Source organism: Streptomyces sp. NPDC005496 (genome assembly GCF_042872045.1).
Taxonomy (GTDB): Bacteria; Actinomycetota; Actinomycetes; order Streptomycetales; family Streptomycetaceae; genus Streptomyces.
This window is the reverse complement of sequence record NZ_JBIAJQ010000003.1, coordinates 121,207-136,239: the sequence shown is the minus strand read 5'-3', so window position 1 is coordinate 136,239 and position 15,033 is coordinate 121,207. Positions and strand designations below refer to the sequence as shown.

Genomic DNA, 15,033 nt, shown 5'->3' with positions numbered 1-15,033 from the left:
GGCGGAAGATACAAAGGGGCGGGATGCCGCTCAGGTGAGGCCGTCGGACCGCTCGGCGGACCCGCTCACGAGTGCGTACGTCTGCGTGGCGATCTCCAGTTCCTCGTCGGTCGGTACGACGGCCACCGCGACCCGCGCGTGCTCGGGGGAGATGAGCCGCGGCTCGTCCGACCGTACGGCGTTCAGCTCGGCGTCGACCGCCAGGCCGAGCCCCTCCAGGCCGGCCACCGCGGCCTCCCGGACCGGAGCGGCGTTCTCGCCGACCCCGGCCGTGAAGGCCACCGCGTCCACCCGGCCGAGCACCGCGTAGTAGGCGCCGATGTACTTCTTCAGGCGGTGGATGTAGATGTCGAAGGCGAGCCGCGCCTGCTCGTCGCCCGCGTCCACCCGGCGCCGGATCTCCCGCATGTCGTTGTCGCCGCACAGACCGATCAGCCCGCTCTTCTTGTTGAGAAGAGTGTCGATCTCGTCCGTGGACATCCCGCCTACACGCATCAAATGGAAGATGACGGCCGGGTCCGTGTCACCGGAGCGCGTACCCATCACGAGGCCCTCCAAGGGCGTCAGCCCCATCGAGGTGTCCACGCACCGGCCCTCGCGCACCGCGGACGCCGACGCGCCGTTGCCCAGGTGCAGCACGATCACGTTCACCTCGGACGGGTCCTTGCCGAGGAGCTTCGCCGTCGCACGCGACACGAACGCGTGCGAGGTGCCGTGGAAGCCGTAGCGGCGGATGCGGTGCTCGTCGGCGGTCTTCACGTCGATCGCGTAGCGCGCCGCCGACTCCGGCATCGTCGTGTGGAACGCCGTGTCGAAGACGGCGACCTGCGGCAGGTCGGGGCGCAGCGCGCGGGCCGTGAGGATGCCGGTCAGGTTGGCCGGGTTGTGCAGCGGGGCCACCGGGATCAGCCGCTGGATCTCCGCGAGCACGGTGTCGTCGACGAGGGTGGGCCGCGTGAACTTCAGGCCGCCGTGCACGACCCGGTGGCCGATCGCCGCGAGTCCGGGGGAGTCCAGGCCGAGACCGTCCTTGGCCAGCTCCTCGGCCACGGACTTCAGCGCGGCCTCGTGGTCGGCGATCGGGCCCGTCGTCTCCCGGGGCTCGGCGCCACCTCCGGTGAGCGGCGTGTGCGTGAGCCGGCTCGTCCGCTCCCCGATGCGCTCGACCAGGCCCATCGCGAGGCGGCTGTGGTTTCGCATGTCGAGCAGCTGGTACTTCACCGACGACGAACCGGAGTTGAGGACGAGGACGCGCGAAGGGGCGGCCTGGCGCTGCTCGTCGGGCAGCGCGCCGGCGGGCGACGGATGGGAACTCACTGGGCGATGGCCTTCTCGCTCGGGGTCTGGGACTGGATCGCCGTGATGGCGACGGTGTTGACGATGTCCTGGACGAGAGCGCCCCGGGACAGGTCGTTGACCGGCTTGCGCAGGCCCTGCAGGACCGGCCCGACCGCGATCGCGCCGGCCGAGCGCTGCACGGCCTTGTAGGTGTTGTTGCCCGTGTTGAGGTCCGGGAAGATCAGCACGGACGCCTGTCCCGCGACCTTCGAGCCGGGCATCTTGGTGGCCGCGACGGACGGCTCCACGGCGGCGTCGTACTGGATCGGGCCCTCGACGCTCAGGTCGGGGCGGCGCGCCCGGACCAGCTCGGTGGCCTCGCGCACCTTGTCGACGTCCGCGCCCGAGCCGGAGGTGCCGGTCGAGTACGACAGCATCGCGATCCGCGGCTCCACCCCGAACTGCCGGGCGGTCGCCGCCGACTGGACGGCGATGTCGGCGAGCTGCTGCGCGTTCGGGTCGGGGTTCACCGCGCAGTCGCCGTAGACCAGGACCTTGTCCGCGAGGCACATGAAGAACACCGAGGAGACGATCTTCGCCTCCGGCTTGGTCTTGATGATTTCGAAGGCCGGGCGGATGGTGGCCGCCGTGGAGTGCACCGAGCCGGACACCATGCCGTCGGCCAGGCCCTCCTCGACCATCAGGGTCCCGAAGTAGTTCACGTCCGCGACCACGTCGTACGCCAGCTCCACCGTCACGCCCTTGTGGGCGCGCAACGCCGCGTACTTCTCGGCGAAGCGGTCCCGCAGCTCGGAGGTCTGCGGGTCGATGAGCTGGACGCCGGCCAGGTCTATGCCGAGGTCGGCGGCCTTCTTGCGGATCTGGTCGACCGGGCCGAGCAGCGTCAGCTCGCACACGCCCCGGCGCAGCAGCACCTCGGCGGCGTGCAGGACGCGCGCCTCGGTGCCCTCGGGCAGCACGACGCGGCGCTTGTCCGAGCGGGCCTGCTCCAGCAGCTTGTGCTCGAACATCATCGGCGTGAGGCGGTCGCTGCTCGGCGCGGAGACCCGCTTCAGCAGCTCGCTCGTGTCGACGTGCCGCTCGAACAGGCCGAGTGCCGTCTCCGCCTTGCGCGGGGTCGCGGCGTTCAGCTTGCCCTCCAGGCCGAAGAGTTCGGCCGCCGTGGGGAAGCTGTTGCCGGGCACCGAGACCACCGGGGTGCCGGGGGCCAGGCGCGCGGCCAGCGTCAGGACCTCGTTGCTCGGCCGCTCGTCGAGGGTGAGCAGGACGCCGGCGATCGGCGGCGTGCCGGCGCTGTGCGCGGCGAGGGAGCCCACCACCAGGTCGGCGCGGTCGCCCGGGGTCACGACGAGGCAGCCGGGGGTCAGCGCGTTCAGGAAGTTCGGCAGCATCGCACCGCCGAAGACGAAGTCCAGCGCGTCACGGGCCAGCCCCGAGTCGTCGCCGAGCAGCACCGTGCCGCCGAGGGCGTGGGTGATCTGGGCGACCGTGGGCGCGGACAGCGCGGGCTCGTCCGGCAGCACGTAACAGGGCACGGGCAGCCGGTCGGCGAGGCGCTCGTGGATCTCCGCGCGGTCGGCGGGGGCGACCCGGTTCGTGACCATGGCGAGGACGTCGCAGCCGAGCCCGTCGTACGCCCGGTACGCGTTGCGGGTCTCCGCGAGCACCGACTCGGCCGTCTGCTTGCGGCCGCCGACGACCGGGATGACGGAGGCGCCGAACTCGTTGGCCAGCCGGGCGTTGACCGCCAGCTCGTCGGGGAACTGCGTGTCCGCGAAGTCGGTGCCGAGGACGAGGACGACGTCGTAGTCGCGGGCGACCAGGTGGAAGCGGTCCACGAGCGTGGACACCAGCTCGTCGGTGCCCTGCTCGGCCTGGAGGGTGGACGCCTCGTAGTAGTCCATGCCGTAGACCGTCGCCGGGTCCTGCGTCAGCCGGTAGCGGGCGCGCAGCAACTCGAAGAGCCGGTCCGGGCCGTCGTGGACGAGCGGGCGGAACACCCCCACCCGGTCCACCTGGCGGGTCAGGAGTTCCATGACTCCCAGCTCGACGACCTGGCGGCCGTCGCCGCGGTCGATCCCGGTCACGTACACGCTGCGCGTCACGCGTGCTCTCCGTTTCATCACTGGGCCGGCTTGGTGCTTCTCGTGGCTCGGGAAAAATACCCGCTATGGTGAGCAGAACCCTCTTGACAATACCTCCGCGGCTGGCTAGGACGCCCGCCAGATGGAAGGTCCTGGTGAGGCGGGACAAGGGTTCCACGGGGGTCGGGGCGGCGGGGCGTGGTCCGCTTCACGCGCGCCGGACGGCAGCGGCGGCCGCCTGTGGGGCGTGAAACAATCGGACTGGCTCACACGTACCAACAGCGAGCAGGAGACACAGCACGATGCGCATCGGAGTTCTCACCGCAGGCGGAGACTGCCCGGGGCTGAACGCAGTGATCCGGTCGGTCGTGCACCGAGCGGTCACCAACTTCGGGGACGAGGTCATCGGCTTCGAGGACGGCTACGCCGGACTGCTCGACGGCCGCTACCGCACCCTCGACCTGAACGCCGTCAGCGGCATCCTCGCCCGCGGCGGCACCATTCTCGGCTCCTCCCGGCTCCAGCGCGACCGGCTCCGCGAGGCCTGCGAGAACGCGCAGGACATGGCCCGCGAGTTCGGCATCGACGTGCTCATCCCGATCGGCGGCGAGGGCACCCTGACCGCCGCCCGGATGCTGTCGGACGCGGGCCTGCCGGTCGTCGGCGTGCCGAAGACCATCGACAACGACATCTCCTCCACGGACCGCACCTTCGGCTTCGACACCGCGGTCGGCGTCGCCACCGAGGCGATGGACCGCCTCAAGACCACCGCCGAGTCGCACCAGCGCGTCATGGTCGTCGAGGTCATGGGCCGGCACGCGGGCTGGATCGCCCTGGAGTCCGGCATGGCCGCCGGCGCCCACGGCATCTGCCTGCCCGAGCGGCCCTTCGACCCCTCCGACCTCGTCGCCATGGTCGAGGAGCGCTTCGCGCGCGGCAAGAAGTTCGCCGTCATCTGCGTCGCCGAGGGCGCCCACCCCGCCGAGGGCACCATGGACTACGGCCACGGCGCCATCGACCAGTTCGGCCACGAGCGCTTCCAGGGCATCGGCGCGGCCCTCGCGTACGAGCTGGAGCGGCGCCTGGGCAAGGAGGCCAAGCCGGTCATCCTCGGCCACATCCAGCGCGGCGGCACGCCGACCGCGTACGACCGGGTGCTCGCCACCCGCTTCGGCTGGCACGCCGTCGAGGCCGCCCACCGCGGCGCCTTCGGCAGGATGACGGCGCTGCGCGGCACCGAGATCGAGATGGTCCCGCTCGCGGACGCGACCACCGAGCTGAAGACCGTGCCCAAGGACCGCATGGACGAGGCGGAGTCGGTCTTCTAGACCCCGCCGCACGTACGAGAGCGGGTGCGGACCTGTCCGTGCCCGCTCAGTACGTGCTGCGCTGGACCGTCGCCCAGAAGTGGTCGACGATCCGGTCCATGAAGTCCCGCCCCGCGTCACCGGCGTCACCCGCCGCAGCGCCGTCGGCCCAGCTCAGCGTGGCCGCCATCTGCCCCTGGTAGTCCGCGTGCAGCTCCTGGAGGGCGTCCTCCAGGAGCCGACGGTCCAGCGGCACCGTCTTGGCGAGCGGGCGCACGTAGGCCTGCCAGCGGGTCGTCACCGCGCTGCGCAGCAGCTCCCCGAGTCTCCCGTCGCGCCCGGTCACGGTGATGAAGTCGGGCAGCGAGAGGTCGAGCAGCTCGGCGAGCGCGGCCGACTGCCGCTCGTTGCCCCGCCACTCCTCGGTCTCCTCCATCCGCTGGTACGCGAGGAGTTCCAGGCCGACGGTGCGCGCCACGTCCTCGGGGGCGAGCCCCCGCGCGACGCGGTGCTCCCGCAACGTGCGCGGGGCGCCGATGAGTTCGCCCGGGGAACACCACAGCACGGCGGCGAGCGCGGTGAGTTCGGGGCTGCTCGGTGCGGAGATGCCCCGCTCCCAGGCGACGACGAGATCGGGCGTGACATAGGGCAGCCCGTACGAGACGCGCATGCCGTACGCGACGTGTTCGGGTCCCATGCCGAGCCCGGCGCGCAGCCGGCGGGCGGCGAGGGCGTTGAAGGGCGGGGTGGGCTGGGGGGCAGGCAGCTGGTGCACGCGCACAAGCTATGGGGGTGTGGCTGGGATGACTACGGTCTGTTCGGCCACAATCACAGATTGTAGGAACATACGGTTTCGGCCGTCCGTTCGTGATGGCCGAAGATCGTGCGGTGCTTCCCGCGCGGGCCCGCTGGGGCCGACAGGGCCTCCGCGGCGGGGTGTCCGCAGAGGCCGTGACGGGGCGAACGGCAAGGTGGCGGGGCATATGCGCGGCCGGGACCGGCCCCTGACCTCCGCTGTCCGGAGATGCGGGGCCACCCGGCGACACCGGGCCGCCGGACCCGGAGGCCGCTCCCGTGACCGGCTGTCCACCGCTCCCGTGCGTCCGTCGTCCCGGCCGGGGGGCGCGACCGCGCGGCGCGAATACGCCTCACCCCTTCACGGCCCCGCCGAGGGCGAACCCGCCGCCGAGCCGCCGGGCCACGAGCACGTACAGCAGCAGCACGGGCGTCGAGTAGATCACCGAGAACGCCGCCAGCTGCCCGTACACCACCATCCCCCGGTTCCCGAAGAACTCGTTGATGCTCACCGACGCCGGCATCTGGTCCGGCGTCAGCAGCAGCATGAACGGGACGAAGAAGTTCCCCCACATCATCACGAACGAGAAGACCGTCACCACCGCGACGCCCGGCCCCATCAGCGGGAGCACGATACGCAGCAGCGACTGGAACGACGACGCCCCGTCCGTCCAGGCCGCCTCCTCCAGCTCCTTCGGCACCCCGTCCATGAAGTTCTTCATCAGCCAGATGGCGAAGGGGAGTTGGGAGGCGGCGAAGAAGAAGATCGTGCCGTGCACCGTGTCGATCAGGTTCACCTGGACGAACAGCGCGTACACCGGGACCATGATCGCCGTGATCGGCAGGCTCGTCGCGAAGAGGATCGTCAGCAGGAACGGGCGGTTGAGGCGGGAACGGAAGCGCGACAGCGGATACGCCGCCAGCGCCGCGCACACCACCGTCAGCAGCGTGCCGCCGCCGCACAGGATCAGGCTGTTGAGCAGCGGGGTGAACACGATGTCCCGCGTCAGGACCGCGTCGAAGTTGGCCAGGGTGACCCCGTCCGGAGCCTTCACCCGCAGGTCCGCGTGCGCGTCCAGCGCGGACAGGACCACCCAGGCCAGCGGCAGCGCGAACGCCGCCGCCACCGCGAGCAGCCCCGCGTCCGCCGCCAGCCGCCTGGCCGTACGCCGGGACCGCGGGCCGCCCATCGCGGACCAGGCCGGCAGTGCCATCTCAGACCTCCGTCCGCAGCAGGCGCATGTACACCAGCGAGAAGAGGGAACCGACCACCAGGAGCAGCAGGGCCACCGCCGTCCCGTAGCCGATCATGCTTTTCTGGAAGGCCTGTTCGTACATGAACAGCGGCAACGTCTGACTGCGGTCGCCCGGCCCGCCCCGCGTCATGACCCAGATCAGCCCGAACACCGAGAGCGTCTGCAGGGTGTTGAGCATCAGGTTCGTGCCGATGGAACGGCGGATCATCGGGAGCGTGATGTGCCACATCCGCCGCCAGCCGCCCGCGCCGTCCACCTCCGCGGCCTCCGTGATCTCCTTCGGGATCTCGTTCAGCGCCGCCGAGTACACCAGCATCGAGAACGCCGTGCCCCGCCACACGTTCGCGAAGGACACCGCGAGGATCGGCAGCGTGAACAGCCAGTTCTGGGACGGCAGACCGAGCCAGTCCAGGATCGCGTTCAGCGTGCCCTCGCGGCGGAAGAACGCGTACAGCAGGAAACCCGCCACCACCTCCGGCAGCACCCACGCCGTGATGACTACACCGCCGACGAGCGTGCGCACCGGCTTCGACGCGCGCTGCATGAGCGAGGCGAGGGCGAGGCCCAGCGTGTTCTGGCCGACCAGGGACGAGAGCACGGTGAAGACGAGCGTGAGCCAGACCGCGTTCAGGAACGCCTCGTCCCGGAACGCGGTACGGAAGTTGTCGACGCCGACGAAGGACGACCGCGCCTGCCCGGTGAGCTGGAGGTCGGTGAAGGCGATCCAGGCGCAGTAGGCGATCGGCCCCGCGAGGAACAGCAGCAGCAGGACGACCGCGGGGGAGAGCGGGAGCAACCGGACCAGGGAGCGGCCCGCCCCGCCGCGGCGCGGCACCGCGGACCGCGGACCGGCCGTATGGGCGGCCGCCGGGACGCGGCGCGGACGCCTGCCGGGCCCCGGATGCCGGTCCGTCCGCGTACCGACGCTCACTTCGTGGTCACTTGTCCGTCGGCGGCGGACTTCAGCTCCTCGTCGTAGCCGCGCGCCGCCTCCTCGACCGAGCTGTCACCCGTCGTCACCCCCTCCATGGCCTCCTGGATCGCGGTGGAGACCTTCGGGTACGCCGGGTACGCGGGCCGGTAGTGGGTGCTCGCGACCAGGTCCGTGAAGAACTTGATGCCGGGCTGCGCCTTCACGTACGCGGGGTCGGCGGCGACGTCCTCACGCACGGCGATACCGGAGTTGGCGATGTACCACTTCTGCGCGTTCGCCTTCGTCTGCATCGTCTTGATGAAGTCGAAGGCCAGGTCGGGGTTGGCCGCCTTGGCCGGGATCGACCACGTCCAGCCCCCGGACATGCTCACCTTGCCGGGCGCCTGGCCGTGCTGGGTCGGCATCGCGGCGAGGCCCAGCTCGCGCGACCACTCCGGCCACTCGTGCCCGGCGCCCTCGCCCCAGTCCTGCGGCAGCCAGCTGCCGTCGAGGTCGATGCCGAGCTTGCCGGCGGGCAGGAGTTCCCCGCGGACCTTGGTGCCGAAGTTCGGGTCGAGGGCGTCCGAGACGTCGGGGCCGAGCTTCTCCTTGTAGACCGTCTCCACGAAGGTCAGGGCGTCCTCGAACCCCTGGCTCCCGGCGATCCACTTCTTGGCGGCCGTGTCGTACAGCGGGTCCGCCGTCCCGTCGTTCGTCCCGTACAGCAGCATCTCGAAGCCCTGCATCGTGGCCGCCTCGCCCGCGGGCTTGCCCGTGTAGACGTTCAGCGGGGTGACGCCGGGGACCTTCTTCTTGATCGTGCGGGCGGCGTCGAGCACGTCCTCCCACGTCCTGGGCTTCCACTCGGCGGGCAGTCCCGCCTTCGCGAAGACGCCCTTGTCGTACCAGAGCCCGCGGGTGTCCGTGCCGTCCGGGACGCCGTACGTCTTGCCGTCCTGCGCCTTGGCCGCGCTCTTGGCCGTGTCGACGAACCGGTCCCAGTCGTCCCACTTGGCGAGGTAGCCGTCGAGCGGCTTCAAGTACCCGCTGGTGATGTCGGAGTTGATGAGGAAGGTGTCCTCGTAGACCAGGTCGGGCGCCGTCTTCGGCGAGCGCAGCATCTGCTGGAGCTTCGTGTAGTACTCGGAGTCCGGGGCCTTGATCGGGACCAGCTCGACCTTCTTGCCCGGGTTCGCCTTCTCGAACTGCTTCTTGACGTCCGCCAGATAGGTGTCCATCACTTTGACGGAGTTGTCCGTGGACTGCTTGAAGGACACCTTCACCGTGTCCGGATCGCTGCCGGATCCGCTGCCGCAGGCGGTCAGGGTGCCGGCGGCGGAAAGGGTGAGCAGGGCGGCGAGGAGCGGGGCGCTGGTACGGGGACGGGCGGCGATGGGACGCACGGGCACGACCTCCTACGGGCCTTCGTCGGCCGAGTCTGTCTGCCCCGTGAACGTAAGAGGAATGGTCTAGTCAGGTCAATGACCTTGCAGGGGTGGATGGTTGGGGGGCTCCGTTTCTTGGGAGAGGGGCGCATGTTCCCGAGGATGGGCCGTTATGTCACCTGCGGTCCTCCAGGGTCGGGGGCGGCCTGTAGGTCCGTAAACGTTCGCGTAAGCGCTTACGTAAGCGTTTGCGAGGCACCGCAGTTCCGGGGCCAGCGTCGGCGGAATGCTGAGGGCGCCGCCGTAGGTGCCTCCGGGGTCGGGGGAGGGGCGAGTGTGTACGTAAACGTTCGCGTAAGCGCTTACGTGGAGGCTTACGTAGGCGTTCACGCATCGCCGCGGAACCGAGGTCGGCGTGGGTGCAATGCTGGGGATGTCACCGTGCGCGCCTCCGGGGTTCAGGAGGTGAGCTTCCATGTAAGCGCTTACGTAAACGCTTACGCGTCGCCGCAATACCGAGGCCGGCGTGGGCGCAACACCGGGGCGGCCGTGGGCGCAACGCCGGGGGCGCCGCCGTAAGCGTCTCCGGGAGCGGGGAGGCAAGCTTCCACGTGAACGTTCGCGTAAGCGCTTACGTAAACGTTTACGCGTCACCGCAGTCCCGGAGCCAGCGTTGGCGGAATATTGGGGGCGCCTCCGTAGGTGCCTCCGGGGTCGGGGTCGGGGGCGAGTGTGTACGTAAGCGTTCGCGTAAACGCTTACGCAAGCGTTTACGCCCAGCCCCCGACCGCGCTACCTGGCCGCCTCCACCCACCGGTACACCAGCTCCGGCCGGCCGACCTGACCGTACAGCGGGCTCCGGCCGGCCCACCCCGCGTCCACCAGGTGCTCCAGGTACCGGCGGGCGGTGATCCGGGAGATGCCGACCGCCTCGCCGACGCCCGCCGCGGTCAGGCCTTCCCCGGAGTCCCGCAGCGTCCGCGTGACCCGTTCCAGCGTCGGTGCGCTGAGCCCCTTGGGCAGCGCCGCCGGACCCGGTGCGCGGAGGGTCGCGAGCGCGCGGTCGACCTCGTCCTGCCCGCTGGCCTCACCCGCGGCCGCGTGGAACGCGGCGTAGCGCACGAGCCGGTCCCGCAGGGTGGCGAAGGTGAAGGGCTTCAGTACGTACTGCACGACTCCGAGCGAGACGCCCTCCCGCACCACGGCGAGGTCGCGCGCCGACGTGACGGCTATGACGTCCGCCTGGTAGCCGGCGGCGCGCAGGGAGCGGGCGAGCTGAAGGCCGTGCACGTCCGGGAGATGCAGGTCGAGCAGCAGCAGGTCCACCGGCGTACGGTCCAGCGCGCGCCGCGCCTCCGCGCCCGTACGGGCCTTGCCGACCGCGGTGAAGCCGGGCACGCGGCCGACGTACATGACGTGCGCGTCGGCGGCGACCGGGTCGTCCTCGACCACGAGTACGCGGATGGGCTCGGTCATGCGTCGCCTCCAGGCAGGGCGGTGCGGGGGGTGCGGGCGGGCCGGGCGGGTCCGGGCACCCGGTCCGCGAGCAGGACGGCCGCGGCGGACTCCGCCCCGGACCGACCCGCCGCGCCCGGGGCGGAGCCCACCGTAGGCAACGGCATCCGCACCTCGAACTCCGCCCCGCCCCCGGCCGCCTCCGTCACCGTCAGCGTGCCGCCGTGACGGCTCACCGCCTGGCGCACGAGGGCGAGCCCGAGCCCCCGGCCGCCGGGCCCCGCGGGCTTCGTGGACCAGCCGCGCTCGAAGACGGCCTCCGCGTGGGCCGGGGCCACTCCCGCGCCGGTGTCCGCGACCCGCAGGACCAGCCCCTCCTCGTCCGTGCACGCCGTCACCGTCACCCGTGCCCCCACCGAACCCTGCGCCGCGTCCACCGCGTTGTCGATGAGGTTGCCGAGGATCGTCACGAGGTCACGGGCGGGCAGCGAGGGCGGGAGCAGGCCGTCGTCGAGGCCGCTCTCCTCCGACACCACCAGCTCCACGCCCCGCTCGTTCGCCTGCGCGGCCTTGCCGAGCAGCAGCGCGGCGAGGACCGGTTCGCTGACGGCGGCCACCACCTGGTCGGTCAGCGCCTGCGCCAGCTCCAGCTCCGCCGTGGCGAAGTCGACGGCCTCGTCGGCACGCCCCAGTTCGATCAGGGACACCACCGTGTGCAGACGGTTCGCGGCCTCGTGCGCCTGCGAGCGCAGCGCCTGCGTGAAGCCGCGCTCGGAGTCCAGCTCGCCCATCAGGGACTGCAGTTCGGTGACGTCGCGCAGGGTCACGACCGTGCCCCGGCGCTCGCCGCCCGACACCGGCGAGGTGTTGACGGCCAGCACCCGGGTCTCCGTCAGATGCACCTCGTCCATCCGGGGCTCGGAGGACAGCAGCGCCCCCGTCAGCGGTGCGGGCAGGCCGAGTCCGGCGACCGAGAGGCCGACGACCTCGCCGCTGACGCCCAGCAGTTCCCGGCCGCCGTCGTTGATCAGCGCCACCCGGTACTGCCCGTCCAGCATCAGCAGCCCCTCGCGTACGGCGTGCAGGGCGGCCTGGTGGTAGTCGTGCATGCGGCTCAGCTCGGCGGCGTTCATGCCGTGGGTGTGGCGGCGCAGCCGGGCGTTGATCACGTACGTGCCGACGGCGCCCAGGGCGAGCGCCCCGGCGGCGGCCCCGAGCAGGGCGGTGACCTGGTCCTGGACCCGGGCGGTGATGGCCTCGACCTTGATGCCGGCGCTGACCAGGCCGACGATGCGGCCGCCGTCGCTGATCGGGGTGACCGCGCGTACGGACGGGCCGAGGGTGCCGGTGTACGTCTCGGTGAACGACTGGCCGTCCAGGGCGCGGGACGTGTGGCCGAGGAAGTGCTGCCCTATCAGGTCCTCGTCCGGGTGGGTCCAGCGGATGCCCCGCGGATCCATGATCGTCACGAAGTCCACGCCGGTGTGCCGCTGCACCCGCGTCGCGTACGGCTGCAGGCTCCGCGTCGGGTCGGGGGTGCGGATGGCCGCGCGTACGGAAGGGGCGTCCGCGACCGAGCGGGCGACCGCCATGGCCTGGCGGCCCGCGGCCTCCTCGGCCTGGCTGCGGTCGCTGATGTACGTGAAGAGCGCGTATCCGGCGACCAGGACCGCGATCAGCACGGCCTGCATCGCGAAGAGCTGGCCGGCCAGGCTGCGGGGGGTCGGGACGCGGGGGAGGCGCATTCCGTCAGTCTGCCTCGCGCGATGAGCGTGAACTAAATGAACGGAAGGGTGACCGCCCTCACAGGCCGGGAGATAGTCACCGCACCGGGGAGTCGCTTTCCCGGTCGCGCAGGGGCCGCGTCCGCCGGCCCCACCCCACCGGGAGCCCCACTCCCGGACCGCTCGGGAGCCCCGCTCCCGGCATCACCGGGAGCCCCCCCACTCCTGGTTACGCCCGGGAGCCCCGCTTCCGGCACCACCGGGAGTCCCCACTCCCGGCACCGCCCGGGACCCCACTCCCGGCTACGTCCGGGAGCTCCCCCGCTCCCGGTTCCGCCCGGACGTGAGCCGCACGCCGGATGATGCCGACGACGTCGTCAAGGAGGGCAGCCGTGACCAGCACACCCGGAACGGCACCTGCCGCACCCGCAGCCAAGCGGGACCGCACGCACTATCTGTACATCGCCGTGATCGTCGCCGTGGTCCTCGGCATCGCCGTGGGCCTGATCGCCCCCGACTTCGCGGTCGAGCTGAAGCCCATCGGCACCGGCTTCGTGAACCTGATCAAGATGATGATCTCGCCGATCATCTTCTGCACGATCGTGCTGGGCATCGGCTCCGTGCGCAAAGCCGCCAAGGTCGGCGCCGTCGGCGGTATCGCGCTCGGCTACTTCCTGGTCATGTCGCTGGTCGCGCTCGCCATCGGCCTGGTGGTGGGCAACATCCTGGAGCCGGGCACCGGGCTCGCGGTGACCGAGTCGGTCAAGGAGGCCGGTCAGGGACAGGTGTCCGCCGAGGCGCTGCCGCCGGTGGAGTTCGTCCTGTCGATCATCCCGACGACGATGGTGTCGGCGTTCACCGAGGGCCAGGTCCTGCAGACCCTGCTGGTCGCGCTGCTCGCCGGCTTCGCGCTCCAGGCGATGGGCTCGGCGGGCCAGCCGGTGCTCCGCGGCATCGAGCACATCCAGCGGCTCGTCTTCCGCATCCTCGCCATGGTGATGTGGGCGGCGCCCCTCGGCGCCTTCGGCGCGATCGCCGCGGTCACCGGTTCCGCGGGCCTGGACGCCCTCAAGAGCCTGGCCGTACTGATGCTTGGCTTCTACGTCACGTGCTTCCTGTTCGTCTTCATCGTGCTCGGCGCGCTGCTGCGGATCGTCGCGGGCCTCAACATCCTGACGTTCTTCAAGTACCTCGGCCGTGAGTTCCTGCTGATCCTGTCCACCTCCTCCTCCGAGTCCGCGCTGCCGCGGCTCATCGCGAAGATGGAGCACCTGGGCGTGAGCAAGCCGGTGGTCGGCATCACCGTCCCGACCGGCTACTCCTTCAACCTCGACGGCACGATGATCTACATGACGATGGCGTCGCTCTACATCGCCGACGCCCTCGGCAAGCCGATGTCCGTCGGGGAGCAGATCCCGCTGCTGCTCTTCCTGCTGGTGGCCTCCAAGGGCGCCGCGGGTGTCAGCGGTGCCGGTCTGGCCACGCTGGCCGGTGGACTGCAGTCGCACAAGCCCGCGCTGGTGGACGGCGTCGGTCTGATCGTCGGCATCGACCGCTTCATGAGCGAGGCGCGCGCCCTGACCAACTTCGCGGGCAACGCGGTCGCCACCGTGCTGATCGGCACCTGGACCAAGGAGATCGACCGCGAGCGGGTCGACCAGGTGCTCGCCGGACAGCTCCCCTTCGACGAGGAGACGCTCCTGGACCACGACGAGGACGCCTCCCCGGCCGGGCTGCCCGAGCAGGGCGGCGAGAAGGAACTGGTCAAGGCGTAGAGCTTCGCCGGGCCCCTCCCTGATGGGGGCCCGGCGGAACCGGGCCCGGGCGCCGACGGCGCCGGGTGCCCCGAGAACGCCGAGCGGCCGGGCCATCCCCCCGTAGGCCCGGCCGCCCGGTGCGGCACGGACGCCGCGCCGAGCCGCCGTCCGGGACCTGCCGTTCGGACGTCCAGGCCGAACCGAGCGGACTCCGCTCCGCAGGCCCGCCCCACCATCAGGACCTACTTGCTCAGCTCCGCCACCAGGCCGGTGGCCCGGGAGGCGGGTACGCCCGCCGTGGTCAGCATCGTGACCGCGGCCGAGCGGCCCGCCTCCTCCGCTGCCAGCAGGCCGTCGTTCACCGCCTCCATCAGGGCGAACAGCATCTGCTCGTGCACATAGGCGAGCGCCCGCGGCGGCAGCGGGGACTCGAACACGCCCTGCTCCAGACCGCGTCCGATCAGCTCGGCGCTGGCCTCCCGGACGGGCGTGAGGCGGTCCCGGATGCCCTGGACGGTCACGCTGCGCTGGGCGAGCGCGACCAGCAGCCGGTAGCGGTCGGCGATCTCCCAGACCGCCAGCGTCGAGCGGACCAGCGACTCCGCGGGGTCCTCGACGCCCTCGCGTCCCGCCGCGTGCGCCGCCTCCACCGCCTCCACCGCACCCTCGAAGAGCGTGCCGATCAGTGCCTCGCGGCTCGGGAAGTGCCCGTACACCGTGCGCCGGACGACACCCGCGGCCCGGGCGATCTGGTCCATGGACGCGTCGGGGTCGCGCAGCAGTTCGGCCAGTGCGACATCGAGGATGCGCCGTCGGTTCACGTCGGCGCGGCTGGCGTTACCCGTGGTCATGGCTGTCATTCTGCCTGCCCTTCGTCCTCGGCCCTCGCCGTGTCCGCCCGGTCTGCGTCCCTGCCTCCCGGATTTGCACAGCCTTGTGCAATGACGTACGTTGCACAGTGTCGTGCAATTGCACGGTGCTGTGCAAGTGGTCAGGTGAGAGGGCCACCGCGCAGGTCCATCGCGGCGGCGGGCCGACCGTCCGCTCCCGCGCGAGTC

At 71.3% G+C, this 15,033-nt stretch carries 11 protein-coding genes; 2 read left to right on the top strand and 9 right to left on the bottom strand.

Annotated elements, in window-relative coordinates:
• Nucleotides 1-30: 30 nt before the first annotated feature.
• Entirely contained in the window at nt 31-1,317 is a 1,287-nt protein-coding gene (locus ACFYQQ_RS09260; protein WP_355779830.1) for an acetate kinase, read from the bottom strand.
• Nucleotides 1,314-3,404, bottom strand: a complete 2,091-nt coding sequence (gene pta, locus ACFYQQ_RS09255) for a phosphate acetyltransferase (RefSeq protein WP_355779827.1) — start codon at nt 3,402-3,404, stop codon at nt 1,314-1,316. The genes ACFYQQ_RS09260 and pta overlap by 4 nt, the downstream gene beginning before the upstream one ends.
• 281 nt (nt 3,405-3,685) lie before the next feature.
• On the opposite strand from pta, the gene ACFYQQ_RS09250 reads away from it, so the two are divergent.
• Nucleotides 3,686-4,711 carry an ATP-dependent 6-phosphofructokinase gene (locus ACFYQQ_RS09250; RefSeq protein ID WP_355779824.1) on the top strand — a complete coding sequence of 342 codons (1,026 nt, stop codon included), beginning with the start codon at nt 3,686-3,688 and terminating at the stop codon, nt 4,709-4,711.
• A 46-nt stretch (nt 4,712-4,757) separates the two neighbouring features.
• Here ACFYQQ_RS09250 and ACFYQQ_RS09245 read toward each other — a convergent pair whose 3' ends face one another.
• The 6 genes from ACFYQQ_RS09245 to ACFYQQ_RS09220 form a co-directional block, all read right to left on the bottom strand.
• Complete coding sequence (locus ACFYQQ_RS09245; RefSeq protein WP_355779845.1) at nt 4,758-5,387, bottom strand: XRE family transcriptional regulator; 630 nt, start codon at nt 5,385-5,387, stop codon at nt 4,758-4,760.
• 451 nt (nt 5,388-5,838) lie between these two features.
• The gene (locus tag ACFYQQ_RS09240; RefSeq protein ID WP_355779822.1) at nt 5,839-6,699 is read right to left on the bottom strand and encodes a carbohydrate ABC transporter permease; all 861 of its coding nucleotides are present in this window, start codon (nt 6,697-6,699) and stop codon (nt 5,839-5,841) included.
• Nucleotide 6,700: 1 nt separating this feature from the next.
• The gene (locus ACFYQQ_RS09235) at nt 6,701-7,576 is read right to left on the bottom strand and encodes a sugar ABC transporter permease (RefSeq protein ID WP_355779842.1); all 876 of its coding nucleotides are present in this window, start codon (nt 7,574-7,576) and stop codon (nt 6,701-6,703) included.
• A 92-nt stretch (nt 7,577-7,668) separates the two neighbouring features.
• Complete coding sequence (locus ACFYQQ_RS09230; RefSeq protein WP_355779819.1) at nt 7,669-9,063, bottom strand: extracellular solute-binding protein; 1,395 nt, start codon at nt 9,061-9,063, stop codon at nt 7,669-7,671.
• Between the two features lie 768 nt (nt 9,064-9,831).
• The gene (locus ACFYQQ_RS09225) at nt 9,832-10,515 is read right to left on the bottom strand and encodes a response regulator (protein ID WP_355779817.1); all 684 of its coding nucleotides are present in this window, start codon (nt 10,513-10,515) and stop codon (nt 9,832-9,834) included.
• Nucleotides 10,512-12,239, bottom strand: coding sequence for a sensor histidine kinase (locus ACFYQQ_RS09220; RefSeq protein ID WP_355779815.1), 1,728 nt, complete (start codon nt 12,237-12,239; stop codon nt 10,512-10,514). Before ACFYQQ_RS09220 ends, ACFYQQ_RS09225 begins: the two co-directional genes overlap by 4 nt.
• A gap of 338 nt (nt 12,240-12,577) precedes the next feature.
• Between ACFYQQ_RS09220 and ACFYQQ_RS09215 the strand changes: the two genes are divergently transcribed.
• Nucleotides 12,578-13,993: a cation:dicarboxylate symporter family transporter gene (locus tag ACFYQQ_RS09215; protein ID WP_388904082.1), complete on the top strand. Its 1,416-nt coding sequence runs from the start codon at nt 12,578-12,580 to the stop codon at nt 13,991-13,993.
• A gap of 224 nt (nt 13,994-14,217) precedes the next feature.
• On the opposite strand, the gene ACFYQQ_RS09210 is transcribed toward ACFYQQ_RS09215, so the two are convergent.
• Nucleotides 14,218-14,835 (bottom strand): TetR/AcrR family transcriptional regulator, encoded by a 618-nt coding sequence (locus ACFYQQ_RS09210; protein WP_355792090.1) that lies wholly within the window; start codon nt 14,833-14,835, stop codon nt 14,218-14,220.
• Nucleotides 14,836-15,033: the final 198 nt, after the last annotated feature.

Excerpts from the sequence above, each read along its gene's own strand:
- ACFYQQ_RS09250 (WP_355779824.1), top strand. The coding sequence starts at position 3,686 with ATGCGCATCGGAGTTCTCACCGCAGGCGGAGACTGCCCGGGGCTGAAC.
- ACFYQQ_RS09245 (WP_355779845.1), bottom strand. The coding sequence starts at position 5,387 with ATGGGACCCGAACACGTCGCGTACGGCATGCGCGTCTCGTACGGGCTG.
- ACFYQQ_RS09240 (WP_355779822.1), bottom strand. The coding sequence starts at position 6,699 with ATGGCACTGCCGGCCTGGTCCGCGATGGGCGGCCCGCGGTCCCGGCGT.
- ACFYQQ_RS09225 (WP_355779817.1), bottom strand. The coding sequence starts at position 10,515 with ATGACCGAGCCCATCCGCGTACTCGTGGTCGAGGACGACCCGGTCGCC.
- ACFYQQ_RS09220 (WP_355779815.1), bottom strand. The coding sequence starts at position 12,239 with ATGCGCCTCCCCCGCGTCCCGACCCCCCGCAGCCTGGCCGGCCAGCTC.
- ACFYQQ_RS09215 (WP_388904082.1), top strand. The coding sequence starts at position 12,578 with ATGATGCCGACGACGTCGTCAAGGAGGGCAGCCGTGACCAGCACACCC.
- ACFYQQ_RS09210 (WP_355792090.1), bottom strand. The coding sequence starts at position 14,835 with ATGACAGCCATGACCACGGGTAACGCCAGCCGCGCCGACGTGAACCGA.